Origin of the sequence: Martelella mediterranea DSM 17316, assembly GCF_002043005.1 — a bacterium.
GTDB lineage: Bacteria > Pseudomonadota > Alphaproteobacteria > Rhizobiales > Rhizobiaceae > Martelella > Martelella mediterranea.
Window position 1 is genome coordinate 2,432,160 of record NZ_CP020330.1, and the last position, 24,044, is coordinate 2,456,203.

Here is a 24,044-nt window from a genome sequence, read left to right on the forward strand (position 1 = left end):
CTGAGCCTCGATGCGGGAAATGGGGGAGCAACCGGAAGCCGCTCCTCCATATTCCGGTGTTTCCCATCCGTTATTGCGTATTGAGGATCGCGCCCGTTTCCTCCGAACCGTCCATGTGGGTTCCCTCCGGCGCCTTGATGCGGAACCATGTTGCGTAAAGGGCGGGAAGGAACAGCAGGATCATCACCGTGCCGACGGCCGTGCCGCCGATCAGCGTGTAGGCCATCGATCCCCAGAACACGGAATGGGTGAGCGGGATGAAGGCGAGCACGGCGGCAAGCGCGGTCAGGAGCACCGGCCTCGTCCGCTGCACGGTCGCCTCGATCACCGCATGGTAATCGTCGAGACCTGCCGCCTTGTTGTCCTTGATCTGCTCGGTCAGGATCAGGGTGTTGCGCATCAGGATGCCCGCAAGTCCGATCAGGCCGATGATGGCGTTGAACCCGAAAGGCTGGTTGAAGATCAGCAGCACCGGCACGACGCCTGCCAGACCGAGTGGTCCGGTCAGCATCACCATCGTCATCGTTGACAGGCTGCGGACCTGAATGATGATGACGATGAGCATCGCGGCGATCATCACCGGGAAGACCTTCACCAGCGCGGCATTGGCCTTGATCGATTCCTCGATATTGCCGCCCATCTCGATGCGGTAGCCGGGCGGAAGCGAGACGACCAGCGGCTGAAGCGCCTTTGCCACCTCTTTCGAGACCTCCGGCGGCTGCATCGCCTCGTTGATTTCCGAGCGGACCGTGACGACCGGCGTGCGGTCGCGACGCTTCATGATCGGTTCCTCGAAGGTGATTTCCGCGTGACCGATCTGATCGAGCGGTATGGCCCGGCCGTCCCTGGTGATCAGCGAGAAGTCCGACAGTCTGGACGGATCAAGCCGCTCCCCGCCACCGCTGCGGGCGACGATCGGAACATTGCGGATGTTTTCGCGCATCGCGGTGACCGGGATGCCGCTCAAAAGCAGTTGCAGTTGCTGAGATGCTTCCGCAGGCGAAAGGCCGATCAGGTTGAGACGGTCCTGGTCCGGGACGAAACGGACCACGGGAACGCGGTCGCCCCAGTCGCGGCTGGGCTGGCGGACGTCGGGAACCGTCTTCATGATTGCGAGTGCCTGTTCCGACAGCTCGTACAGTTTTTGCGGGTCGGGACCCATGATGCGGAATTCGACCGGGAACGGCGTGTAAGGCCCGAAGACCAGTTGCGACACGCGCACATAGGCAGCAGGCGCCAGACCGTCGGAAACGGCTTCGCGAAGACGGTGTTTCAGCGCCTCGCGGGCCTCGGCATCGGGCGTCAGCACCACGATCTTGGCAAAGGACGGGTCCGGCAGTTCCGGCGACATGGCGAAGAAGAAGCGCGGTGCCCCCTGGCCGATATAGCTGGTGACGATTTCAGCCTCCGGCTGGTTTTCCAGCCAGTCTTCGATTGTCTCGACAGCTTTTGTCGTGGTCTCGATGCTGGTTCCTTCCGGCAGCCGCACTTCCACCAGAACCTCGGGGCGGTCCGATGTCGGAAAGAATTGCTGTTTCAAAAGGCCCATGCCGAAGACGGAAGCCGCCATGATGAGCGCGACGAGGCCACAGGTCACGAATTTGTAGCGGACCGCGAATGCGATGAGACGGCGAAGCCTGCGGTAGTTCGGCGTGTCGTATATGGCGTGGTGACCGCCTTCCACCGGCTTGATCTCCGGCAGCATCTTGACCCCGAGATAGGGCGTGAAGATCACCGCCACCAGCCATGAGACGATGAGGGCGAAGCCGACGATCCAGAAGATGTTCCCGGCATATTCGCCCGCCGTGGACCGGGCAAAACCCACCGGCATCAGGCCGATCACGGTCACGAGCGTGCCGGAGAGCATCGGCGCTGCCGTGTGGCTCCAGGCAAAGGCCGCCGCCTTTGTCCGCTCCATGCCTTCTTCCATCTTCACGATCATCACCTCGATGGCGATGATGGCATCGTCGACGAGAAGCCCGAGCGCCAGGATCAGCGCGCCGAGCGTGATACGGTCGAAGAAGCGCCCGGTTTCGAGCATGATCAGGAAGACGACGCCGAGCGTGAGCGGCACGGCGAGCGCGACCACCAGCCCGGCGCGCCAGCCGAGGCTGATCAGGCTGACGAACAGCACGACGCCGAGCGCCATGGCGAATTTGAGCATGAACTCGCCAACGGCCCCCTGGATGTTGACGGCCTGATCGCTCACCTTCGTCAGCGTTATGCCGAGCGGCAGGTTTTCGGCAATGGCTGCGGAACGCGCTTCAAGCGCCTTGCCCAGTTCCAGTCCGTTCCAGCCCTGCTGCATGACGACGCTGAGCATGATGGACGGCTCGCCGCCATTGCGAATGACATAGGTGGGCGGGTCTTCATAGCCGCGTTTGACGTCGGCGATATCGGAGAGCTTGAGCGCGCGCCCGTTCGCCACGATCGGTGTATTCGCGATCTCATCGATGCTGTCATAGGCGCCGTTGAAACGGATGAAGACCTGCGGTCCCTCCGTATCGATCGACCCGGCCGGGGTCACGGTGTTGCGGCGCTGCAGGGCGGCGGCGATATCCTGCGCCGATATGCCCAGCGTCGCCAGCTTGGCATAGGAGAACTCGACGAAGATCTGCTCGGCCTGTTCGCCGAGGATATTGATTTTCTTGACGCCCGGAACATGCAGCATGTCCTGCCGGATCGTCTCCGCCTGCCGCACCAGATCGCGCATCGGCATACCTTTTGCTTTCAGGGCATAAAGGGCAAAGCTGACATCGGAATATTCATCGTTGACGAATGGGCCGAGCACGCCCTGCGGCAGGTTGCGCGCTTCGTCTCCCAGCTTCTTTCGCGCCTGGTAGAATTCCTCGGAAACGACGCTGGCCGGCGTGTCGTCCCGCATCGTGACCGTCAGGTAGGCGTAACCGGGCCGGGTGGTGGTTTCCACGCGGTCGTACCAGGCGAGCTCCTGCAGCCGCTTTTCCAGCGGTTCCGCGACCAGTTCCTGCATTTCCTGCGCCGTGGCGCCGGGCCAGACGGCCGTGACTGTGAGTGTCTTGATGGTGAATGACGGGTCTTCCGCCCGGCCCAGCTTGACGAAGGCATAGGCGCCGGCGGCTGCCAGAAGGACGATGAAGAACAGGGTGACGGCGCGTTCGCGGACGGCGAGCGCGGAAAGATTGAAGCCGGTCAGTTGAGCACCTGTCAGTTTTTTGTGGCGGTGCGCACGCTGGCACCGTCGCTGAGGAGATAGACGCCGAGGGCGACAACGCGCGCTCCGGGGGCGAGATTGGTGACGGTTGCCGTCTCGTTGCCGATCCGCTGAAGCGTGACGTCGCGGAAATGAACGGTGGATGTCCGCTCATCCAGCACAAAGACGCCCGTGCGGGTTCCATCATCGACAACGGCGCCGACAGGGACATCCGTGAGCGCCGATGCCTGGCTGTTTTCGAGGCTGATGGTCACGGTCGCACCGAGCGGGGCCGATGCAGCCGAGCCCTGCAGCACCCAGCGGGTTTCATAGGTCCGGGTCTGGGGATCGGCCGCATCCGATATCTGGCGCAGGCTCGCGTTCTCCGCGCCGTCGCGGCCATAGATACTGGCCTTGGCGACAGTCCCGATTTTCGGCCGCAGATTTTCCGGCAACCAGACCAGCGCCTCTCGCGGACCCGACTGGGCAAGTCTGACAACCGTCTGTCCCGCAGAGACGACCTGCCCCGGTTCGCCCAGCGTTTCGACGACCGTGCCGTCCGCATCGGCGACCAGTACCGCATACTCGACTGCGTTTTCGGCGACATTCGCGTCTGCCCTGGCGGCGGCAAGCTGGGCGCTGGCGGTATCGAGCGCCGCCTTTGCCCGCTCGTACTGCTGGGAAGAAACCGCCTGAGACTTGAGAAGAGACGCAAAGCGCTTCTCATCGGCCTCGGCCTGGACAAACGTCGCCTGGGCCGCAATCACGGCGTTGCGTCTGGCGGCAAGCGCCAGCTTCAGATCCGTTTCGTCGATCCGCATCAGCGGTTGCCCGGCTTTGACCTGGTCGCCAAGACCGACATATCGTTCGACGATCTTGCCGGGAACGCGAAAGCCGAGGTCGCTTTCCACGCGCGCCGCGACCGTTCCCGTGAAGCTCCGATCGAATGCGGCAGGGGGCTTGGCCCTGGCGATGTCGACAAGGGGCGGCAGGCTGCGCGGGTCCGCAGCCTCGGCGTTCCTGCTCGCCGACGGCAGCAGGAATACGGCCGCTCCCAGTCCCGAAAGAACGAGAGCGGCGGATATCGAGATAATGATTTTTCGTCTCACAGGTCTGGCCTTATTGCGCATGATGGCGTAAATTAGATTGCAATCTAAATCTAATGTGACTTAGATGTCAATCTAAATCTAAAAGGAAGATCCAGATGCGGGTGAGCCGTGCACAGGCAGAAGAAAACCGGGACAGGGTCATCACCGTCGCAAGCCGTCTGTTTCGGGAGCGTGGTTTCGACGGGATCGGGCTCAAGGATCTGATGAAGGGGGCCGGCCTCACGCAGGGCGGTTTCTACAAGCAATTCCAGTCCAAGGACGACCTAGCCGCCCTGGCCTCCAGGCGTGCGCTTGAGGAGGCCACGCGACGGTGGTCGGATGCCGCCGCGGACAGTGACGATCCGCTGGGCGCCGTTGCCGCATTCTATCTCTCCAGGGACCACAGGGGAGAGAAGGCTGAAGGTTGTCCGATCGTTGCTCTTGGAGCAGATGCCGCGCGTCAGAGCGCAGAGGTTCGAAAACCGTTCGAGGACGGAATTCGGGCCCATTGCGAGGTTCTGGATGAAATGATGGGAGGCGTCGCGGCCAAGGATCCGAGCAGCAAGGCCATGGCAATCCTCTCGATGATGGTGGGGGCCGTAACGCTGTCGCGGCTTATCGCGGACGAGCATCTGTCGGAAGGATTTCTGGATGCCGCCACGGAAGAGGTCAGGCGTATTGCCGCGCGTGATGACGATAATTGAAGGCGATACGGCCTGACCGGGCTTTGCCGATCAGCCCCTTGCATCGCGCTTGAAGCCGAACCAGGCAACGGCGCCCGCGACCAGGATCACAACGACATTGAGCCAGAGCACATCCGTTTCGCCGCGCACAAGATGGAAGGCGAGGGCTGCCAGTTGCAGGACCGTCATGCCCGCCGCGGCAAGGTTTGTAAGCCATGGCAGGATCCGCGATGCGGCCGGAAGAATGATGCCGACGGCACCCAGCAACTCCATGGCGCCGATGAAGGCGATGAGCGATGGCGGAACGTCCATGGTCCAGTGCCAGCCCAGGGCGGAAAGGGCTTGCGGTGTCCGGCTCAGCTTGAGGACGCCGGCATAGGCGAAAAACAGGGCAAGGACTGCGCGTCCCGCCCACAGGCTGATGTTCCAGATCCGCATGAAAGGTCTCCAGGATTTGCGTGGGCATGGCCGTATATGATAGCATTGACTATCGTCTGTATATGAGGGTCATAACTATCATATGGAGTCAAGTGCATGAAGGTCTGGCCCGATGGACACCCGAAGGGAAAGGCGATGGCCAGGCGGCAGAGGGACATCCTCGATGCCGCCAGAGCCTGTTTCGTCCAGACGGGTTACGGGGGAACGAGCATGGACGCGATCGCGGCTGCGGCCGACATTTCGCTCATGACCCTCTACCGTCACGCCGAAAGCAAGGACGACCTGTTCGCCGCCACGATCAGCGATGCATGTCGCGCAACAGACGACGTGGAACGCCGGTATTTTGAATCGCTGATCGCTTTGCCGTTTCGCGAATTGCTGGTCACCAGTGGCATTCACATGCAGGCCAAGTTCTTCCGGCCGGACAATATCGCATTAATGCGGCTGGTGATCGCGGAGAGTTCGGTCTTTCCCCATCTCCTGCAACTCGCCTATGAGGGCATTCCGGGACATTTCGAGAGCCTGGCGGCGATCATCATTTCAGCCAAGTGCGACGCCGATGATGAAGACATCGCGGAAGCCGCCCGCCTCTATATCGATTGCCTGCTGGGGGGCGAGGTGCTGCGCCTGCTGCTCGGACAAGGGGAGCGCCCGGACGCGGATCAGCGCCGCAGGGCGGAACGGGCAGCGGATGTCGTGCTGGGTATGCTCGAGGCAGGGCCGGCTTGCTGAAATGCAGTCCATGAGGTTGCACAGGCAATCGCTCTCCTGTTCCTGGCCCGTCCGGCGCGCCGCGCCGGATCATGTGGCAAACCAGCTGGCAATCAGAACCATTGTAAAGCTCAATCCGCCCAGGAGCGCGGCAAGCAGGAATGCGGAGGAAAGCAGAATGCCCAACAGGCGGAATATGGTCTTGCGGGTCATGTCATCATCCTGTTCTGACGGAGTTGGATTGTTCGGCACGATGGAGACCGGACATGTCCATGCCCCGGATTGCAGAAGCATTGCGCCCGGCCGTTTGGTTTCCGCAATCCTGTTGCAATCCTGATGATGGAGAGGTCTGACAGGGAACCCGCGGAGAGACGATGAGACTGCTGCTGATCGAGGACGAGAGAGAACTGGCGAATGCGCTGTCGGCGGCGCTTGGCCAAAAGCAGCGGCGCCGGTCTCGGCCTCAGTCTGGTGAAGCAGATCGTCGCAAATCATGGCGGTGAGGTTGTCATGCAAAGCGGTCCCGCCGGGACAGAGGTGACGATCCGGCTTTAGAGCTCGTTTCGATCTGAATGGATCAGGTCAGCGCTCTATCCATGTTGAAGTCCCGCAATCCGTTCGGAACCGGTTTCAGGAGTGACCATGATGGCGAGTGAAAAACGAAACGATCTCGATCGAACCGCGACAGCCCCGGACGGCAGGCATCTTCCGCTGAACCGCAGGGGCTTTCTCGCCGCCGCGCTGTCGGCGGCGGTCGCGTCCGGCGCGTCCGGAGTCAGCCCGGCCCATGCCGGCGGCCCCCCGAGGCCGCAAGGACCGCCGGTGACGACATATGCGTGGGAATACGCCTATGTCTACGCCTATGGATAGTGCGGGACGACCGGTCGATATTGTGGACCGGTCGTCCTGTCGCCGCGCCGATGACGGCGAGACCGTCTGTTGCGTGGCACCATGCATGGGCGCCCGGCATGACGCTGCCGTCACGCTTCGGCTCTGCCCTTTCTCCTCAGTGTGATCTGCGTCAGGAGTACGCCAGAGAGACACAGCAGCGCGCCCAGGACGAGGGACAAGGTCACTTGATCTCCCATGGCGACGACGCCGAGCGCCATGGCGACCACGGTCTGCAGGAGCGCGAAGGGCGCGACCCGCGACATGGGCAGCCGCCCGAGCAACCAGAACCACAGCGCGAACCCGACCCCGGCGCCGAGGAGCGTGGCATAGGCGAGCGAGCCCCACGCCGCCAGATCCGCCTGGCGGACGGCCTGCCACTGGCCCGTTTCCAGCAGCGACGAGGCCAGCAGGGTTTCGGGCACGGTGAAAATCGAGAGCCAGGCCATGAGGCGCATCGGCGGGATCGGCCCGAGGCGCTTGGCCAGCACATTGCCCAGGCCCTGCGCGGCAGCGCCTCCGAGCACCAGCAAGGCTGCGGCAACCGGAACGCCGGCGCCGGGATCGGCCATTGCCAGCGCCACGCCGAGAAAGGCGATCGTGAGCCCGAAAAACACCTGCCCCGTAGGTTTCTCGCCCAGCAGCGGCCAGGCGAACAGCACGGTGAACGGCGCCATCAGCTGCGCCATGACCGCGGCGATCCCCGCCGTGCCGAGGTGGATCCCGGCGAAGGTCAGGCCAAAGCACAGGCCCCCGAAGAACACCGAAATCACCGCGCAGGCCAGAATTTCGCGTCGGCTCGCGCCGCGCGCGAAGGGCAGGAACAGCACCGCGACGCCGGCGAAGCGCAGGGCAACGAAGAACAGCGGCGGGAAGCTGTCCACCCCGACCTTGGTGGTGACGAACTGAATTCCCCAGATCAGCGGGACGAGCAGCGCCGCGCCCAGTTCCTTCGCGCTCATCGTGCTGCCAGCCCGGCGGTGAATTCGGCGAGCTCCCGGTTGAAGCGCGCCGGGCGCTCATAAAACGGGGCATGACCGGCGCCATCGTAGACGGACATCCTGGCCCGTGGGTTCAGATCCAGGACGCGGCGCGACATCTCGTAGCGAGTATGCTGTTCCTCGTCCCCCCAGCTCAGGAGCAGTTCGGGCAGTTGCGCCCAGACCGTGTCAAGACCCTCGCTTTCCAGCATGACGACGGCTTTCTGGACCGCCCGTGGCACCATGCCGTTATAGACCAGCATCTGTTCCAGATCCGCTGGATCGGGCGGCGTGGCAAAGCAGGACTTCAGAAAACTCGCATAGGCCTTAACCCGTTCGGCAAGGTCCTCCGACCCGAGCGGTCCGGCATGGTGCAGAGCGGCGATGCCCAGAAGCGCGGGGTCCAGCCGGGTCACCGCCCCCACGAGGTTCACGCCGGCAACATGCGCCGCGCCGTGGTGACGCAGGAAATAGCCGGTGATCAGCCCGCCGAAGGACCAGCCGACGATCACCGGCCGGCGGAACCCGGCCGCATCGATCACGGCCTTCAGGTCATCGGCCCAGCGTTGCGGATCGGAATATCGGCCAGTCTCGTCGGGGCGAGAGGAATCGCCGTGTCCGCGAAGATCGTAGCTCAGGATCCTGTGGGTTTCCGCCAGCGTGCCGCCGGTCTGCCGGATCCAGCTCAGCCGGCTTTGACCGAGCCCGTGGACGAGGACGATTTCCTTGCCTTCCTCCGGGCCGTGAAGCGCTGCGGAAAGGGTCAGCCCGTCGGATGTTTCGACACGGAAACTCCGGGCGGTGAAGGTGGCGCGAGTGGTCGCATCAAGCATAGTGATAAATCCAATCTATAGTGATCGCTAAACAAATACAGGCTTGCGCGGAGGCGTCAAGATATGTTTAGTGATCACTATGGAAAAAGAATCCCAACCCACGCGTGGCCGCCGTCGAGGCTTCGACCGCGACGAGGCCGTCGATATGGCGATGCGGCTGTTCTGGCGGCATGGCTATGAGGGCGTGTCGATCAACGATCTGACCGGCGCCATGGGGATTGCGCCGCCCAGCCTCTATGCCGCCTTCGGCACCAAGGCCGATCTCTACCGCGAGGCGCTGCAGCGCTATACCGACCGGCCGGAGACGCAGTTTCATCCCGAGCCGAGGGGTACCCTTGCCGAAACCATCCGGCATCTGCTGGAGACGGCCGCCGATGCTGTGACTTCGCCCGAAGGCGAGACTGGCTGCATGGTTTCGACGGGTCTGCTGGCCTGCGGCGAGGCGCATGCGGATCTTGCCCAAGAGGTGGCGGCGATCCGCAAAGGCATGCATCCGCAACTCGTCGCGCTACTGAAACGTTGGCTTGCGCCCCGGAACGCGCAGGCAACCGCGACCTACCTCCTGACCCTTATGCAAGGCATGGCGATTCAGGCCCGGGATGGCGCCGACCGCGCGACGCTCCAGCAGATCATCGAGATTTCCCTGTCCGGCCTGCCCGGAAACGAAGCGGCGAAGCCTGACGCCTGATCCCTGGTATGAGCCTGCGGCCCCCTTGCCGTTCCTTCTCCTGTCTCGCCCCTCTCGCGGGGAAGGCCGCATCGCGTCAGAAAGAGGTCATCGCCGAAGCCATGCCTCCGCAATATCGATGCGCACAAGCGATAAGTCGTTGTTAAAAGACCCCCTTGCGCAGACATAGCGGCCGCGCGGCGCAGGCTGGACTTCATTTGGTTGATCGAACCCCTTGACCGGTCCGAAGTTGCCACCCATATAGTTGAGTATCTACTCACTCAATTATACGGCAGAAAATATGGCGCGTCCCCTCAGTGAAGAAAAGCGACAGGCACTGCTTGACGCCGCGGCCGAGCTGGTCGCCAGCCTGGGCACCGGCGCGTCCACGGCCAAGATCGCAAGGGCGGCGGGCGTTTCCGAGGGGACGCTGTTTACCTACTTTCCAACCAAGGACGATCTGCTCAACCAGCTCTTCGTCGCAATCGAAACCGATCTTACGGAGACGATGCTGGCGCCTTATCCCGCGGACGTTTCCGACAGGGAGCGGCTCTGCATGGTCTGGAACCGTCTGATCGACTGGGGCCTGGCACATGCCACGGCGCGCAAGGCGCTCCGCCAGCTGAAGGTGTCGGGTCGCGTGACGGCGGAAAGCCGCAATCGCTGCCATGCCATGCAGCGGGATGCGCGAACCATGGTGGAGGCATGTCTCGCCGGCCATGCCGCGCCCGACAGGATCGGTTTCTACATCGATACCATTCTCTTCGACCTGGCCGATATCAGCATCAATGCGATCACCGCCAGACCGGAGGAAAGCGCGACCATCCGTCAGGCCGGGTTCGACCTGTTCTGGAAGGGGTCTGCCGCCTGAGTTTTAACCAAATAATGAGTATGTAGTCACTCATGGAAAGGAACCGAAAATGACCAGCAGCAAGGGCTTCACCGAAGCCGATGTTCCGGATCAGTCCGGCAAGACCTTCATCGTCACCGGCGCCAATGCCGGCGTCGGTTTCGAGATCGCGCGGGTGCTCGCCGCAAGGGGCGCGCGCGTCCTGCTTGGCTGCCGCGAGCAGTCCAGGGCGCAGGATGCCATTGCCCGCATCAGGAGGATCACGGCGGATGCCGATCTCGTGTGGTTGCCGCTCGATCTCGCCGATCTGGAGAGCGTTCGCTCCGCAGCCGCGATTGCCATGGAGGAGAAGCGGATCGATGCGCTCGTCAACAATGCCGGGATCATGGTTCCGCCGCTGACGCGCACGAAGCAGGGGTTCGAATCGCAGTTCGGCGTCAATCATCTCGGCGTGTTCGCGCTCACCGCGCTGCTTCTGCCCAAACTGGAGCAGACGCCGGGCGCGCGCGCGGTCGTGACCTCGAGCGTCGCGCATCTGAAGGCCAAGATCGACTGGGACGATCTGAATGCCGACAGGAGCTACATCAAGAATGATCGCTACGGCGCCAGCAAGCTGGCGAACGCGCTGTTCTTCTTCGAGCTGGATCGCCGCCTGCGCGCGGCGAATTCGCCCGTCACCGTGGTCGGCGTCCACCCCGGCATCGCCGCAACGAGCCTTGGCCGTCACATGGGGATTGCCCGGCTTGCAGGCCCGATCGTCGGCCTTGTGCTCAACAGCGCCGACAAGGGCGCATGGCCGGCGCTTCTGGCCGCGACCGGAAAAGTGGAGCCGGGCGGCTATTACGGTCCCGCCGGGTTTGCCGGCATTCGCGGTGTCGCCGGCAAGGCAAAACGCGCGCCGCAAGCGCAGGATCCCGCACTTGCCGGGCGGCTGTGGGAGGTTTCGGTGGCAATGACGGGGATCGATCCCGGTCTCCCGGCCGCCTGATGTCACGGGCGGCGCGCCATCGCGCCGCTTCGTCTTACACTTCAACTGAAAATGGTGATCATATGTCTGAAAAAATCTGGTTTATCACAGGGGCCTCACGCGGTTTCGGCCGCATCTGGGCCGAAGATGCGCTCAAGCGGGGTGACAAGGTCGTTGCAACGGCGCGATCGCTGGACGCCGTCGCGCCGCTTGCCGATACATTTGGCGATGCCGTCCTGCCGCTGGCGCTGGACGTCACAAACAGCGACCAGGTAGCCGAAGCCGTCGCCAGGGCGCACGCGCATTTTGGCCGTCTGGATGTGGTCCTGAACAATGCGGGCTATGCGCTCATCGGTGCGATCGAGGAAGGGAGCCTCGACGAGGTTCGTGCCGAGTTCGACACCAACGTCTTCGGCGCCCTCTCCGTCATCCAGGCGGCCCTGCCGTTCCTGCGGGCGCAAAAGAGCGGCCACATCGTCGGCGTCTCGAGCGTTGCGGGGGTCTATGCCGGCGCGATCACCGGCTTCTACAACGCCTCCAAATGGGCGTTCGAAGCGCTCCACGAGAGCCTGTCACAGGAAGTCGCGCAGTTCGGCATCAAGGTCACGATGCTGGAACCCGGTCCGTATGCAACGGACTTTTCGAGCCAGTCCTCGCTGAAGCTTACCACCGGCCTCAATGCCTATGCGGAAACGAGAGCGCAGGCGTTTGCCGGCGGTGCGACCACGAATTTCGGCGATCCTGCCGCAACCTCGACGTTGCTGTTCACGGTTGTGGATTCGGCGGAGCCTCCGCTACGCATCTTCCTTGGCACGGAAGGGCTGTCAGTGGCGCGCGCGGCCTATGCCGAGCGTCTTGCCTTGTGGGAAGCCTGGGAGGAGGTTTCGAATGCGGCCCAGGGCGCGCCCAGGAAGAAAGTCATCGACCTTTGACCGGGATGTAAAACGAGGCCGGAGCATTGCCGCGCCGGCCTCGTGCAGGCAAGGGCGAACCGGCTGCCGCCGTCGCGCTGCGGCCGGAAATCGGCTGATGGAGCCGGTCATACCAAGGACCGATGATTAGAACCCATATGACCGGAGCGATTTTGAAAGCCGGCTAGGCGAAAACCGCAGTCGTAGCATAGCTACGGCGAGGATTTTCAACGACGCGGGCTTTCAAAAGCGCCCGGCCCTGAAAGGGTGCGGCTGGAATGGCCCCCGAGGGCGTCAAAATCCTCGCGCGATGCTCCAGCATCGCTCTGCGGTGTTTTCCTACTCGGATGGCCATTCCAGCGCGCATCATATGGATCCTAATCATCGGTCCTTGGTATCAGGCAGCGCGCCGCCCGGCGCTCGGTCAAAGGGCGTGCGGCAGGACGTCGAACATGTGCATGACGGGCGGTGCGGCGAGCAACGGCGCGGTCAGCGGCCGGTTGGCCGCCATATGCGACGATGCCCGGTGCGCGGCGAGCGCGGCCTCGTCCTCGTAGATTTCGATCAGCGTGTAGCTGTCGGCAAGGGTGCGCGACCTGAACAGTTCGTACAGGCGATTACCCGGTTCGCTGGCACGCACCGCGGCGGCCTGAGCGGCAAAGAGGCGCTCGAATGTCGCCGCGTTGCCCGGCGTCACCGTGAGTTCGACCATCATCCCGATCATTGTATCGCCTCGCATCTGTAGCTGGACGGAAGCCCGGCCCCGCCGCGGGGCCGGATCCAGTTTTCAATCATCATGCCTGCGACAGAAACGTCTGCGTGGTGAAGGCGTTGGCATAGAAAGGTGCGATCTCGGCCACGAAATCGTCCTGCTGCTTGCGGGTATAGCCGGATGACGCGTCGTAGATGACGTTGGTGTTGTAGCCGAGGTCGTGCGCGTTGCGCATCGAGGATTCGACGCACTGGCGTAGCGAGAAGCCGGCGAGATAGATGTCGAAAATGCGGTTGTTGCGCAGATAGCCATCGAGCGTGGTTCCGACGAAGACGCTGCTGCCGCCGGCGCGCTCGCGGACGACATGCTCGCCCTCCGCAGGCTCGAAGCCGGGGAAGAAATCGGCTTGCTCGCCCAGGAACGAGCCATAGTCGCGCATCATCTTGCGCAGGCCGTATTTTGCCTCGCCCAGGACCTTGAAAGTGGGCTCGAACTTCAGAGAGGCGTGGATCACGTGCATGCCGCGACTCCGGGCCTCTGCGAGGATGAGCTTCGAATTGGCGATGGCGGTGTCGACCTGCTCGAGGTCCTGAAACGACGGATAGATGCCACCGGTCGGCGAAAGCCAGTCGTTGACATATTCGATCAGGATCAAGGCGCTCTTGGATGCATCGGTCATAGTGTAACTCCTTCAGATTTTTTGTGGTGCTAGAACGCCGTGCGTCCTTCTGGACGCACAAGGACGCTCTAACTTATTGAATTTGCGCATCGTTTTTTTCGAGCCGATGCGCTAAGCGGCGATCATCGCGCCGTGCTGGCGCAGGTGATCGCGGAACAGCTCGGGATAGGCGTCGGTCACGGCGTTCCGGACGCTGGGGCGCCCGGCAAGTGCCGCGCGCCACGGCGCCACGCGGGGCAGGCCGGCGAAGATCGGGGCCGCCACTTCCGGGTCGATGATCCCGAAATAGCGGAACAGCGGTGCGTAGACCGCATCGACCAGACCAAACGCGGCCCCTGCGAAATAGGGCCCGTCACCCAGTTCCGCCTCGAGCTTGCTCAGCCGATCGCGGAAGGCGGCTCGTTTGGTGTCGGCGGTCTCCGTGTCCTTGGCGTGGAGGAACTGCCACCCTTCGGCAAAGGTCTGGGTGGCGAATTCGATCCAGGCGCGGTGGCGGGCACGCAGCAATGCATCGTCGGGATACATTGCCGCGCCACCCTGCGTTTCGTTCAGATATTCGCAGATCACCACGCTTTCGAAGAGGATCGCATCCCCGCCGTCGGGCTGGCGCACCTTCAGTACCGGCACCTTGCCGGTCGGCGACAGCGCCAGAAACCAGTCGGGCTTGGCCGACAGATCGATATTGACCCGGTCGAACGCCACACCCTTCTCGAGCAGGACGATCGCGGCGCGCTGCACGAACGGGCACAGCGGGTGGCTGACGAGAGTCAGGTTTTGCGCAGTCATGATAGTGCCTCTCTGTGCGGAGAACGGATCAGAGCGACTGGCCGCCCGATATGTCGAACGTCGTGCCATTGGCCCAACCGAGATCGTCGGACAGGATGGCGGCGACTGCGCCACCGATATCGTCGGGCTCGCCGACGCGGCCGAGCGCGATCGTTGCGGCGACAAAATCGTTGATGTTCTTATCGTCGCGCACACCGCCACCGCCGAAATCGGTCGCAATGGCACCCGGCGCGATCGCGTTGACGCGGATCTGGCGTGGGCCGAGCTCGACGGCCATGAACTTCGTCAGCGTCTGCATCGCCGCCTTGGCCGCGGCATAGAGGCCATAGCCCGCCATCGTCGTGCGAACAAAGGCGGTGGAAACGTTCAGGATGCGCCCGCCATCGGCGATCAGCGGCAGCAGTTTCTGGGTCAGGAACAGCGGTCCGCGCAGGTGCATGTCGACCATCCGGTCGAACTGATCCTCGCTCGCGTCGGCCACCATCGCATAGACGCCTTCGCCGCCATTGTTCACCAGATAGTCGAACCGTTCGACGCCGAAGGTCTTTTCCAGCGTGTCGGCGACGGCGCGGGTGAAGTCGGGAAAGCTTGCCGTGTCGGTGACGTCGAGCGCCATCATCGCCGCCTTTCCGCCCAGGGCCTCGATTTCGTCAACCAGCGTCTGGGCTTCTGCGGCGCTGCTTCGGTAGGTGCCGATAATGTTGACGCCGCGCCGGGCGAGATGCAGCGCCATATTGCGGCCGAGGCCGCGGCTGGCACCGGTGATAAGGGCTGTTTTCGTGGTCATGGTGTATCCTCATTGGATGGTTGTTGTATGAAGCGGCACCATCGCGGCACCCTTCCATTATCCCGAAGATAGGTGATGCCTGTCCGCAATGCCCCTCCGATCCGCTCAAGTTTTTGCCTGATTGTCTCAATCGCCTTGCGGCGTGGATCGGGCGTGCTATGATCTGACCATGACAGACGATCTCAGACCGCATATCGACATCGCGCTGCGCCACGCGCGACCCGGATTGACCGTCTCGGCGATCCCGCGGCTGGAAATCAGCGTGGGCGAGGCGACCACGGACAAGGCCCCGTGCCTGTATCGCTCGATGATCTGCTTCATTCTGCAGGGGTCGAAGCAAGTTGCGATCAACGAGGATCTTTTAAGTTACGATCCCGCGCATTACCTCATCAGCGCACTCGATCTGCCGCTCATCGGCCAGATACTGGATGCCGATGACGGCCAGCCCTATGTTGCGGTGTCGCTGGTTCTGGACCCCGCTCTGCTGGCCGATATTGCCTCGACCATGCCGCAGGTTCGCGACGGCGATCCCCGTGGCATCGGCATTGCGATCAACCCGATGACGGCGCCGCTGCGCGACACGCTGCTGCGGCTTTTGTCCCTGCTCGATACCCCGGACGACATTCCCGTGCTTGCCCCCATGGCGGAACGGGAATTGCTTTATCGTCTCCTTCAGGGGCCGCAGGGGCGCCTGTTGCGCCAGATCGCCCAGCCCGAGGGCGCGCTAGGCCGTATCCGGCGCGCTGTGGGGTGGATCCGGGACAACCAGAACGCCCGCCTGAGCATCGAGGCGCTGTGCGATGCAAGCGGCATGAGCCGCGCCAGCCTGCATCGCCACTTTCTGGCGATGACCGGCCTGAGCCCGCTTCAGTATCAGAAACAGCTTCGGCTTCAGGAAGCGCGCCAACTGTTGCTGGCCGGGGACCATAATGCATCCGAGGTCGCCTTCGCGGTCGGTTATGAGAGCGCTTCGCAATTCAGCCGCGAATATCTCCGGCAATTCGGAGCCCCGCCGGCACGCCACGTTCGCCAGGTCAGGCAGGCGATCGGTGGCGCCATGGGCTGACCGGGCGCCGTCCGCGACCCGGGTGCTCGCTTCGCTGACAAAATGCGGAAACTTATGAATCACAGCAAAACCGTCTTGGGAATCCTGAATGTCGAGCCGTCCTAGAGCTCTGCTTAAAGAATCGCGCAGTTGAAGAGAGCGCCACCTCTCTCGTGCGCGAACGAGGAGAAATCGCGGCGATGCCCTTTGAGATCGCTGTGAAGCGCTTGGGGCCCGAGCAGGGACTAGAGTCGAGTTGGCTGCTGCGTTAGGTTTCAGACAAGAGGAGTCGAAAATCCCACCTAGCACCCCGGCCCATTCGCGTACGGAGTTTCCGTCGCTGACAAAGCTTAAGTATCTTAAATATAAAGATATTTTTGGTAGCGGAGGAGGGATTTGAACCCCCGACACAAGGATTATGATTCCTCTGCTCTAACCTACTGAGCTACTCCGCCAACCTGCGCACCGTCGGGCGGTGACAAGGGATCCGGCGCTTTGCGCGGGACGGGGCGTTATTAGGGCCTGCGGCAGGGGGTGTCAAGCGTCAAGGGCGGGTTTTCCGATCGGTTTGCGGGAGAGGTTTTCGCGCCCGGCGCGGCAGCTTGATCCGGGGCGGCGATGCCGGCGCAATCTTTGCTCGAAATCTCCGGCGAAAAGGCCTATATGGGCCGGACGAAGGAGCTTATATGGCGATTGAAAACAAAAGCGAGGACTGGCAGGGGCGCTATTCGCCCAGTCTCGAGAGCGTGGAATCGCTGGCGATCGAGGCCTATGCCAAATTGCCCGAGGCGTTTCGGGCGCTGACCGGCGACCTCGTGATCGAGATCGCCGATTTTCCGAGCGACGAGGTATTCGAGGACATGGCGCTGGAAACGCCCTTCGATCTGCTCGGCCTGTTCGAGGGCCGCGGCGTTTCGGAGCGCTTCACCATGGAAACCGGCGAGATGGTCAACCGGATCACCCTCTATCGCCGACCGATCCTCGATTACTGGGCCGAAAACGAGGAAACGCTGGGCGATATCGTCAGCCACGTGCTGATCCACGAGATCGGCCACCATTTCGGCCTGTCGGATGACGACATGGAGCGGATCGAGGAAAGCGTCGACGACGACGCGGACGACGCCCGGCGCTGACGCGCCGGACGCTGTCTCATCAATCCGGACGGATGAAATCGCCGGTCTTGTTGTCCATCACCCACAATTCGCCCGATGAAATGTCGAACCAGGCGCCGTAGAGCTTCAGCTTGCCCTGTTTCTCGGCCTCCTTCACATTCGGGAAGGAGCGCAGATTGGCGAGCGAGTTGCGGATTGAAATCCGCTCCAGCGCGGTCTGGCGCTCGCCTTCCGTCATGATCGAATTGGAGTTGATCTGGGCGGCGGCGGGCTTCAGCAGGTTGATCCACTTGCCGATGAAATCCCCCGGCGACAGCGGATCGGCATTGGGCGAAAGCGCTGCGTGGATGCCGCCGCAGCGACCATGGCCGAGCACCACGATATTCTTGACCTTCAGCCCCTCGACCGCGAATTCGAGGGCGGCGGAGGTGCCGTGATACTGGCCGTCCGGCTCATAGGGCGGCACCATGTTGGCGACATTGCGCACCACGAAAAGCTCGCCCGGGCTGGCATCGAAAATCGTTTCGGGCGCGGCCCTGGAATCACAGCAGGCAATGAACAATGTCTGTGGTTTCTGCCCTTCCTCGGCGAGTTGGCGATAGCGGGCGCTTTCTTCGACATAGCGTCCGGACATGAAGTTCTTGTAGCCATCGAGAAGGTATTTGGGGAAAGAGTCCATCAGTCTGCCGTCCTTCTTCCAAAGCATTTCCGGAGGAAACCGGATCACCGGAAATGCTCTATCTATTGTTTTTAAGCGCGTCCGGACGGAAAACCGGTATCCACTTTTCCTGAACGCGCTCTCAGTGCCGTGTTGGTTCTTCAGCTTCTTTTACGTCGCCGGGACGGATGCATCAATTGACGAAGGCCAACTTTTGCGAATGGCGCCCGCAGACTTTGCGCATCCTTTTCCGGCATCAACTCGTCAGCGCCTTCGCGCACCGCGCGCGTCAGGGTTTCGAATACGGAAGCGGTCGATTTTTCAAGCGCCTCGGCCGGCGGCTTGCCGGCGAGCCTTGCGGCCAGAAACAGCGCGGAAAACAGGTCGCCGAGCCCGTTCGGCGGATTTTCGACGCGCGCATGCTCGGCAAGCAGGGCCTGTCTGCGATCGACGAACAGCGCCGCCACGCCCTGCTTCAGCATCGAATGGGCCGAGGTGACCACGACTTCCGCAGGACCGAGCGCAAGCGCGGCGTCGATCGTCGCCGTATTGTCCTCAAGCGCGCGTCCCGCAAGCCATGAAAGTTCGAATCGGTTGGGGGTCGCGATATCGGCGAGCGGCAGAAGCCGGTCGCGGATCGCGATCGCGGTCTCGTCCCCGACATAGAGCCCGCCCTCATCGCCGATCACGGGATCGCAGAGATAGAGGAGATCGGGATTTTCGGCGCGCAGGCCTTGGACCAGTTTTGCGATCCCTTCGGCCTGGCCGGCATTCGCGAGATAGCCGCTGATGACGGCGCGAACCTCGCCGCGCCAGCGGCTTTCTCCGAGTTCGCGCAGCGCCGTCGCGAAAGCCTCGCCTTCAAATTGCAGCCGCGTCGCGCGCCCGTGGCCGGGGTGCCAGGGCAGCACGACGGTGGGCACGGACCATGTGTTGTGACCAAGCGTTTCCAGTGCAAAGACGATGGCGCGGTTGCCAATCTTGCCGCGCATGACGTAGCTTGAAATCGCGATAACGGCGCCATCAGGCATTTCGAATGTCATATTGGGCCCTGTTGGTGCCTGGGGTGAATGCAACCCCAACGATAAAACGGCGAAATTGTTTTGCCATTCGCCTCAATTACGCTCTAAATCGCCTATTGGAGCAAGCTGTCAAGCGCCTGTCATGGCCACAGCGTTTAACGATATCCGAATGGCGCGAAAAATCGCCCAAAATAGCGGCTCGATCCGCTGACATAAAATAAGCTGGAGGAAACATGGACACCAAAGCCGACCAGAAGCGCAAGTCCCTGATGCAGCAGGCCGAGCGCCTCGCCAGGGAAAGCAACAAGGCTTACATCAATCCGGCTTTCATGTTCGACCATGCAAGTCCCGAGGATCTGGAGCGTTACACACCCGAAGCGATCGCGGCCGCGGCATACCATGCGGCCGATGAGATCGCGGCCTATGACGGCGGCGACGCGCGGGTCACGATCGGCGCGGTCGAAGGCATCGCGCCGGAGGGCATCGCAACCGACGTGATCACGGTCACCGACCGCAACATGCCGTTCATCTATGATTCGGTGATGGCGGAGATCGCGGAATTCACCAATGACTTCATGCTGGCCGTGCATCCGATCCTGGTCGTGACGCCGGGGCAGGCGCCGGTGGCGTTTTCATCGGATATCGAGCATGCAGAAGACGACCGCGTCAGCCATGTCCAGGTCCATGTCCGACAACTGGCGCCGGAAACACGCGCGCGGCTGAAGGCGCAGCTCGAATATATCCTGAACCATGTTCGTCTCGCGGTCGCCGGCTGGCCGGAAATGCTCGCCAAGCTCGAAACCGCGATGCAGGAGATGAAAACCCGCGCGCCGGCCGCACTCGCGGATGCGCGGGAGGAGGCGCTTGCCTTTCTCGCCTGGCTGCGTGATGGCAACTTCACCTTTCTCGGCATGCGCGAGCTTGTCTATCTCAAGGATGCGGACGGCGCGCGGGTCGAGCATGTGCCGGACGCGGCGACCGGCATCCTCTCCGATCCGGAAATGCGGGTGCTGCGGCGCGGCCCCAATCCCGTGGTCTCCACGCCGGAAATCATCGGCTTTCTCGAAAGCCCGAAACTGCTTCTGGTGACCAAGGCCAACACCACCTCCACGGTCCATCGCCGCGCCTATATGGATTATATCGGCGTCAAGCGTTTCGGCGAAAACGGCGAGGTGGTTGGCGAGCTCAGGATCGTCGGCCTGTTCACCTTCACCGCCTACACCCAGTCGGCGGTGCGCATTCCGCTCTTGCGCGCCAAGATCGCCGATGTCACGCGCCGCTTCGGTTACGAACCGAAGAGCCATGCGGGGCGGATGCTGCAGAACATTCTGGAATCCTATCCGCGCGATGAACTGTTCCAGGCCCCGGTGCCGCTGCTTGCCGATTTCTGCGAGCAGATCATGGCGATTGCCGATCGGCCGCGCATCCGGGTGCTGAGCCGGATCGACAATTTCGATCGCTTCGTCTCGGCGCTCGTCTATGTGCCGCGCAACCTTTACGATTCGCGCCTGCGCGAGAAGATCGGCGACTACCTGGCCAGCGTCTACAAGGGCAGGGTGTCCGCCTATTATCCGTCGTTTCCCGAAGGGCGTTCGGCGCGGGTGCATTTCATCATCGGCCGGCGCAGCCTGGACAAGACGCCGGATGTGCCGCAGTCCGAACTCGAAGCCGAGGTGACGCGTCTTGCCGCCGACTGGACGGAACGGTTCAAGGAGCTGACCGGCCCCGGCGCGCCGGAGATCGAGGCCAATGACGCCTACCACGAGGCCTTCTCCCCGGATGACGCCTATGCCGATCTCGGGCTGATCGGCTCCGCGGCGAAAGAGGGCATGCGCATCGATTTCTACCGCGACCGGCATGAGGACGAAGCGGAGGTGCTTCGTCTGAAGATATTCCATGGCGGTTCCCATGTGCCGCTGTCCCGGCGCGTGCCGCTTCTGGAAAATCTCGGCTTCTCCGTCGTCTCGGAGCGGACCTTCGAACTGGAATATGCCGAAAGCGGCGTGGCCGGCAGGGAGGTTGTCCTTCACGACATGGAATTGCTGGTTGCGGGGGATGTCGATCTCGATCTGGAGGGCGATGGCGACCGTCTGGAAGAGGCCTTCATCGATGCCTTCCGCGGCGCGATCAGCAATGACAGCTTCAACCGGCTGGTTCTGCTGGCGAGACTGAGCGGACGCCAGGCCAACGTGCTGCGCGCCTATGCGCAATATCTGCGCCAGGCCGGCGTCAACTATACCGGCGACTATATCGCCAATTCGCTCTGCCAGTATCCGGTGATCGCCCGGGCCTTGTTTTCCCTGTTCGAGACCGCCTTCAATCCGGCGCTCACCGAGGATGCCCGCAGTCAGGGCATGAAAAGCGCCCGCGGCACGATCATGGAAGGGCTGGAGGGCGTGCCCAATATCGATGACGACCGCATCCTGCGGCTGTTCGTCAAGCTGATCGACGCAACGCTCAGGACCAATTATTTCCAGACCGACGAGAATGGCGCGCCGCGCCCCAACCTCGCCTTCAAATTCGCATCGCAGTCGCTTGCTATCCTGCCGCAGCCAAGGCCGTTCCGCGAGGTCTATCTCTACGGCCCGCAGGTGGAAGGCGTGCATCTGCGCTTCGGCAAGGTCGCGCGCGGCGGGCTCAGGTGGTCGGATCGCGGGCAGGATTACCGCACCGAGGTGCTGGGTCTGGTCAAGGCCCAGCAGGTGAAAAACGCTGTGATCGTGCCGGTCGGCGCCAAGGGCGGCTTCTACCCGAAAAACCTGCCCCTCGGCGGCAGCCGCGAGGAGGTGTTCAACGCCGGACGCGAGGCCTACAAGAGCTATATCCGCACCCTGCTGTCGATCACCGACAACATCATCGACGGCGAGGTGGTGCCGCCGAAGGATACGGTGCGTGCCGATGAGGACGATCCCTATTTCGTCGTCGCCGCCGACAAGGGCACGGCAACCTTCTCCGACACCGCCAATGCGTTGGCGCAGGAGGCGGGTTTCTGGCTCGACGACGCCTTCGCCTCCGGTGGTTCGGCGGGCTATGACCATAAGAAGATGGGCATTACCGCGCGCGGCGCCTGGGAGGCGGTGAAGCGGCATTTCCGCGAGATGAACATCGATATCCAGACCACGCCGTTTACCGTGGCCGGCGTCGGCGACATGTCGGGCGATGTCTTCGGCAATGGCATGCTGCTGTCTGAACAGATCCGGCTGGTCGCCGCCTTCGACCACCGCGATATCTTCATCGACCCCGATCCCGATCCGGCAACGGGCTTTGCCGAGCGCAAGCGGCTCTACGACCTGCCGCGCTCGAGCTGGCAGGATTATGACCGGGAGAAGATGTCGGCAGGCGGGATGATCATCTCCCGCAACGAGAAATCGGTGCGGCTGACGCCCGAGGCGGCGGCTGCGATCGGTCTCAAGGCCGAGGAGTATTCGCCGTTCGATGTGATGACGGCGATCCTCAAGAGCCAGGTCGACCTGCTCTGGTTCGGCGGCATCGGCACCTATATCAAGGCCGCCGGCGAAACCAATGCCGAAGTCGGCGATCGCGGCAATGACGCGATCCGCGTCAATGCCAACGAGCTTCGCGTCAAGGTCATCGGCGAGGGCGCCAATCTCGGCGTCACCCAGAAGGGCCGCATCGCCTTCGGTCTGAAGGGCGGGCGCTGCAATTCCGACGCCATTGACAATTCCGCAGGCGTCAACTGCTCCGACGTCGAGGTCAACATCAAGATCGCGCTGGCCTCGGCCATGCGTTCGGGCCGGCTTTCGCGCGAGGACCGCGACCACCTGCTTGCGGAGATGACCGAGGCGGTGGCCGAAATCGTGCTCGAAAACAACTATCTCCAGACGCTGGCGATCTCGCTCAGCACCCGCGAGGGGCTGCAGAGCCTGCTCTCGCTGTCGCGGATGATGGACGTGCTGGAGCGCGAGGGCCATCTCGACCGCGCCGTGGAAATGCTGCCGGACGAGGAGGCGCTGAAGACGCGCCGCCAGGCCGATCAGGCGATGACCCGGGCCGAGACCGGGGTGCTGTTGTCCTACGGCAAGATCGTGCTGTTCGACCAGATCCTGGAAAGCGATCTTCCGGACGATCCCTATATGGAGCCGATGCTTTACAATTATTTCCCGGAACGCATGCGCAAGGCATTCTCCGACGATATCGCCGGCCATCGCCTGCGCCGGGAAATCATCTCCACCGGGCTTGCCAATGACGTCATCAACCGCGGCGGTCCGGAATTCGTTATCAATGCCTGCGACATGACGGCGGCGACGCCTGCCGAGGTGGTCAAGGCCGGTATCATCGCCCGCGACGGTTTCGCGATGGAGGAGGTCTGGGAGGCGGTCCATGCGCTGGACGGCACGATCGACGGCGATGTCCAGAACGCGATCTATGCGCAGCTTCGCTATCTGTTCCGGATCCTGACTCATCTCTTGCTGCGAAACGGCCTTGCCGACGGCGATATCGCCGGGTCGGTCAAGAAGTTGCGTGATGCCTTTTCCCTGTTTGAGGCCGACATCGAGGGCCTGTTGCCCGAGGCGCGGGCCGAATGGCTGGCGGAGCAGGAGGCGAGCTGGCTGCAGGCGGGCGTGCCGGAGGCGCTGTCGCGGCGTCTCGCGCATCACCTGGCGATGATGTTCGTGCCGGAGGCGCTGCAGATCGCAAGCCGCAGCGGCCAGAGCCTGGAAAAGGCCGCCAAGGCCTATTTCGAGGTGACGCGGATGTTCTACGTTTCGCCGCTCTTGTCGGCGGCGGCCCGGATGAGCCCCAGCGACTTTTACGATTCGCTCGCGCTGGCGCGCTCCATGGACCAGATTTCCGCAAGCCGCCGCGATCTTGCGGCCAATGCGCTGATCGGCCATGGCGGAACGGCGGAACCCGTCGAGGCCTGGCGCGAGGCGCATGCCAAGCGGGTGCTGCAGGTCACCGACCAGCTCTCCCGGCTTGCCGCTTCGGGTGATCCGACCATCGCCAAGACGACCGTGGCGGCCGGCCTGCTGGGCGACCTCGCGCGCGATCTTGTCTGATCGCTTGCGAAACGCCTGCCGTCATTCTATCGGA

General features: G+C 62.8%; 22 protein-coding genes, 1 tRNA gene and 1 pseudogene. 11 read left to right on the top strand and 13 right to left on the bottom strand.

What is annotated here, in order from left to right:
- Positions 1–70: 70 nt before the first annotated feature.
- Positions 71–3,175: an efflux RND transporter permease subunit gene (locus tag Mame_RS11385; protein WP_033409672.1), complete on the bottom strand. Its 3,105-nt coding sequence runs from the start codon at positions 3,173–3,175 to the stop codon at positions 71–73.
- Positions 3,176–3,186: 11 nt separating this feature from the next.
- The gene (locus Mame_RS11390) at positions 3,187–4,281 is read right to left on the bottom strand and encodes an efflux RND transporter periplasmic adaptor subunit (RefSeq protein WP_026173298.1); all 1,095 of its coding nucleotides are present in this window, start codon (positions 4,279–4,281) and stop codon (positions 3,187–3,189) included.
- A gap of 95 nt (positions 4,282–4,376) precedes the next feature.
- On the opposite strand from Mame_RS11390, the gene Mame_RS11395 reads away from it, so the two are divergent.
- The gene (locus Mame_RS11395; protein WP_018063804.1) at positions 4,377–4,964 is read left to right on the top strand and encodes a TetR/AcrR family transcriptional regulator; all 588 of its coding nucleotides are present in this window, start codon (positions 4,377–4,379) and stop codon (positions 4,962–4,964) included.
- Positions 4,965–4,994: 30 nt separating this feature from the next.
- On the opposite strand, the gene Mame_RS11400 is transcribed toward Mame_RS11395, so the two are convergent.
- Positions 4,995–5,381 (bottom strand): DoxX family protein, encoded by a 387-nt coding sequence (locus tag Mame_RS11400; RefSeq protein ID WP_018063803.1) that lies wholly within the window; start codon positions 5,379–5,381, stop codon positions 4,995–4,997.
- Between the two features lie 96 nt (positions 5,382–5,477).
- Between Mame_RS11400 and Mame_RS11405 the strand changes: the two genes are divergently transcribed.
- Positions 5,478–6,113: a TetR/AcrR family transcriptional regulator gene (locus Mame_RS11405; protein ID WP_018063802.1), complete on the top strand. Its 636-nt coding sequence runs from the start codon at positions 5,478–5,480 to the stop codon at positions 6,111–6,113.
- 69 nt (positions 6,114–6,182) lie between these two features.
- Here Mame_RS11405 and Mame_RS27520 read toward each other — a convergent pair whose 3' ends face one another.
- Positions 6,183–6,305 carry a hypothetical protein gene (locus Mame_RS27520; RefSeq protein ID WP_257789090.1) on the bottom strand — a complete coding sequence of 41 codons (123 nt, stop codon included), beginning with the start codon at positions 6,303–6,305 and terminating at the stop codon, positions 6,183–6,185.
- Between the two features lie 225 nt (positions 6,306–6,530).
- Between Mame_RS27520 and Mame_RS11415 the strand changes: the two are divergent.
- Together Mame_RS11415 and Mame_RS11420 are read left to right on the top strand one after the other, a co-directional pair.
- Positions 6,531–6,647: pseudogene (locus Mame_RS11415) on the top strand (ATP-binding protein); the annotation flags it as partial.
- A 90-nt stretch (positions 6,648–6,737) separates the two neighbouring features.
- The gene (locus Mame_RS11420; protein WP_155122088.1) at positions 6,738–6,962 is read left to right on the top strand and encodes a twin-arginine translocation signal domain-containing protein; all 225 of its coding nucleotides are present in this window, start codon (positions 6,738–6,740) and stop codon (positions 6,960–6,962) included.
- A 110-nt stretch (positions 6,963–7,072) separates the two neighbouring features.
- On the opposite strand, the gene Mame_RS11425 is transcribed toward Mame_RS11420, so the two are convergent.
- Both Mame_RS11425 and Mame_RS11430 read right to left on the bottom strand, forming a co-directional pair.
- Entirely contained in the window at positions 7,073–7,942 is an 870-nt protein-coding gene (locus tag Mame_RS11425; protein ID WP_018063798.1) for a DMT family transporter, read from the bottom strand.
- Positions 7,939–8,793, bottom strand: coding sequence for an alpha/beta fold hydrolase (locus tag Mame_RS11430; protein ID WP_018063797.1), 855 nt, complete (start codon positions 8,791–8,793; stop codon positions 7,939–7,941). Before Mame_RS11430 ends, Mame_RS11425 begins: the two co-directional genes overlap by 4 nt.
- A gap of 79 nt (positions 8,794–8,872) precedes the next feature.
- Between Mame_RS11430 and Mame_RS11435 the strand changes: the two genes are divergently transcribed.
- From Mame_RS11435 to Mame_RS11450, 4 genes are all read left to right on the top strand, one after another.
- Complete coding sequence (locus Mame_RS11435; RefSeq protein ID WP_018063796.1) at positions 8,873–9,481, top strand: TetR/AcrR family transcriptional regulator; 609 nt, start codon at positions 8,873–8,875, stop codon at positions 9,479–9,481.
- Between the two features lie 280 nt (positions 9,482–9,761).
- Positions 9,762–10,331: a TetR/AcrR family transcriptional regulator gene (locus Mame_RS11440; RefSeq protein WP_018063795.1), complete on the top strand. Its 570-nt coding sequence runs from the start codon at positions 9,762–9,764 to the stop codon at positions 10,329–10,331.
- A gap of 49 nt (positions 10,332–10,380) precedes the next feature.
- Positions 10,381–11,298 carry an oxidoreductase gene (locus tag Mame_RS11445; RefSeq protein ID WP_018063794.1) on the top strand — a complete coding sequence of 306 codons (918 nt, stop codon included), beginning with the start codon at positions 10,381–10,383 and terminating at the stop codon, positions 11,296–11,298.
- Between the two features lie 62 nt (positions 11,299–11,360).
- Positions 11,361–12,209: an SDR family NAD(P)-dependent oxidoreductase gene (locus Mame_RS11450; RefSeq protein ID WP_018063793.1), complete on the top strand. Its 849-nt coding sequence runs from the start codon at positions 11,361–11,363 to the stop codon at positions 12,207–12,209.
- A gap of 403 nt (positions 12,210–12,612) precedes the next feature.
- Here the strand turns inward: Mame_RS11450 and Mame_RS11455 are convergent, their stop codons facing one another.
- The 4 genes from Mame_RS11455 to Mame_RS11470 all read right to left on the bottom strand — a co-directional run bounded on the left by Mame_RS11455 (position 12,613) and on the right by Mame_RS11470 (position 15,152).
- Positions 12,613–12,912, bottom strand: a complete 300-nt coding sequence (locus tag Mame_RS11455) for a putative quinol monooxygenase (protein ID WP_018063792.1) — start codon at positions 12,910–12,912, stop codon at positions 12,613–12,615.
- Positions 12,913–12,982: 70 nt separating this feature from the next.
- A complete protein-coding gene (locus tag Mame_RS11460; RefSeq protein WP_018063791.1) occupies positions 12,983–13,579 on the bottom strand; it encodes a cysteine hydrolase family protein in 597 nt (198 codons plus the stop codon).
- Between the two features lie 111 nt (positions 13,580–13,690).
- Positions 13,691–14,365, bottom strand: coding sequence for a glutathione S-transferase family protein (locus Mame_RS11465; protein WP_026173297.1), 675 nt, complete (start codon positions 14,363–14,365; stop codon positions 13,691–13,693).
- A gap of 28 nt (positions 14,366–14,393) precedes the next feature.
- Positions 14,394–15,152 (bottom strand): SDR family NAD(P)-dependent oxidoreductase, encoded by a 759-nt coding sequence (locus tag Mame_RS11470; RefSeq protein WP_018063789.1) that lies wholly within the window; start codon positions 15,150–15,152, stop codon positions 14,394–14,396.
- Positions 15,153–15,321: 169 nt separating this feature from the next.
- Between Mame_RS11470 and Mame_RS11475 the strand changes: the two genes are divergently transcribed.
- Positions 15,322–16,218, top strand: a complete 897-nt coding sequence (locus tag Mame_RS11475; RefSeq protein ID WP_018063788.1) for an AraC family transcriptional regulator — start codon at positions 15,322–15,324, stop codon at positions 16,216–16,218.
- A 357-nt stretch (positions 16,219–16,575) separates the two neighbouring features.
- Here the strand turns inward: Mame_RS11475 and Mame_RS11480 are convergent.
- Positions 16,576–16,652 (bottom strand) — tRNA-Met (locus Mame_RS11480).
- A gap of 231 nt (positions 16,653–16,883) precedes the next feature.
- Between Mame_RS11480 and Mame_RS11485 the strand changes: the two genes are divergently transcribed.
- Complete coding sequence (locus Mame_RS11485) at positions 16,884–17,330, top strand: metallopeptidase family protein (RefSeq protein WP_018063787.1); 447 nt, start codon at positions 16,884–16,886, stop codon at positions 17,328–17,330.
- 19 nt (positions 17,331–17,349) lie between these two features.
- Here the strand turns inward: Mame_RS11485 and Mame_RS11490 are convergent, their stop codons facing one another.
- The gene (locus Mame_RS11490) at positions 17,350–17,988 is read right to left on the bottom strand and encodes a carbonic anhydrase (protein WP_018063786.1); all 639 of its coding nucleotides are present in this window, start codon (positions 17,986–17,988) and stop codon (positions 17,350–17,352) included.
- A gap of 140 nt (positions 17,989–18,128) precedes the next feature.
- Entirely contained in the window at positions 18,129–18,998 is an 870-nt protein-coding gene (gene pdxY / locus Mame_RS11495; protein WP_018063785.1) for a pyridoxal kinase, read from the bottom strand.
- A 224-nt stretch (positions 18,999–19,222) separates the two neighbouring features.
- Here pdxY and Mame_RS11500 point away from each other — a divergent pair, with 224 nt between their 5' ends.
- Positions 19,223–24,010: an NAD-glutamate dehydrogenase gene (locus Mame_RS11500; RefSeq protein WP_018063784.1), complete on the top strand. Its 4,788-nt coding sequence runs from the start codon at positions 19,223–19,225 to the stop codon at positions 24,008–24,010.
- Positions 24,011–24,044: the final 34 nt, after the last annotated feature.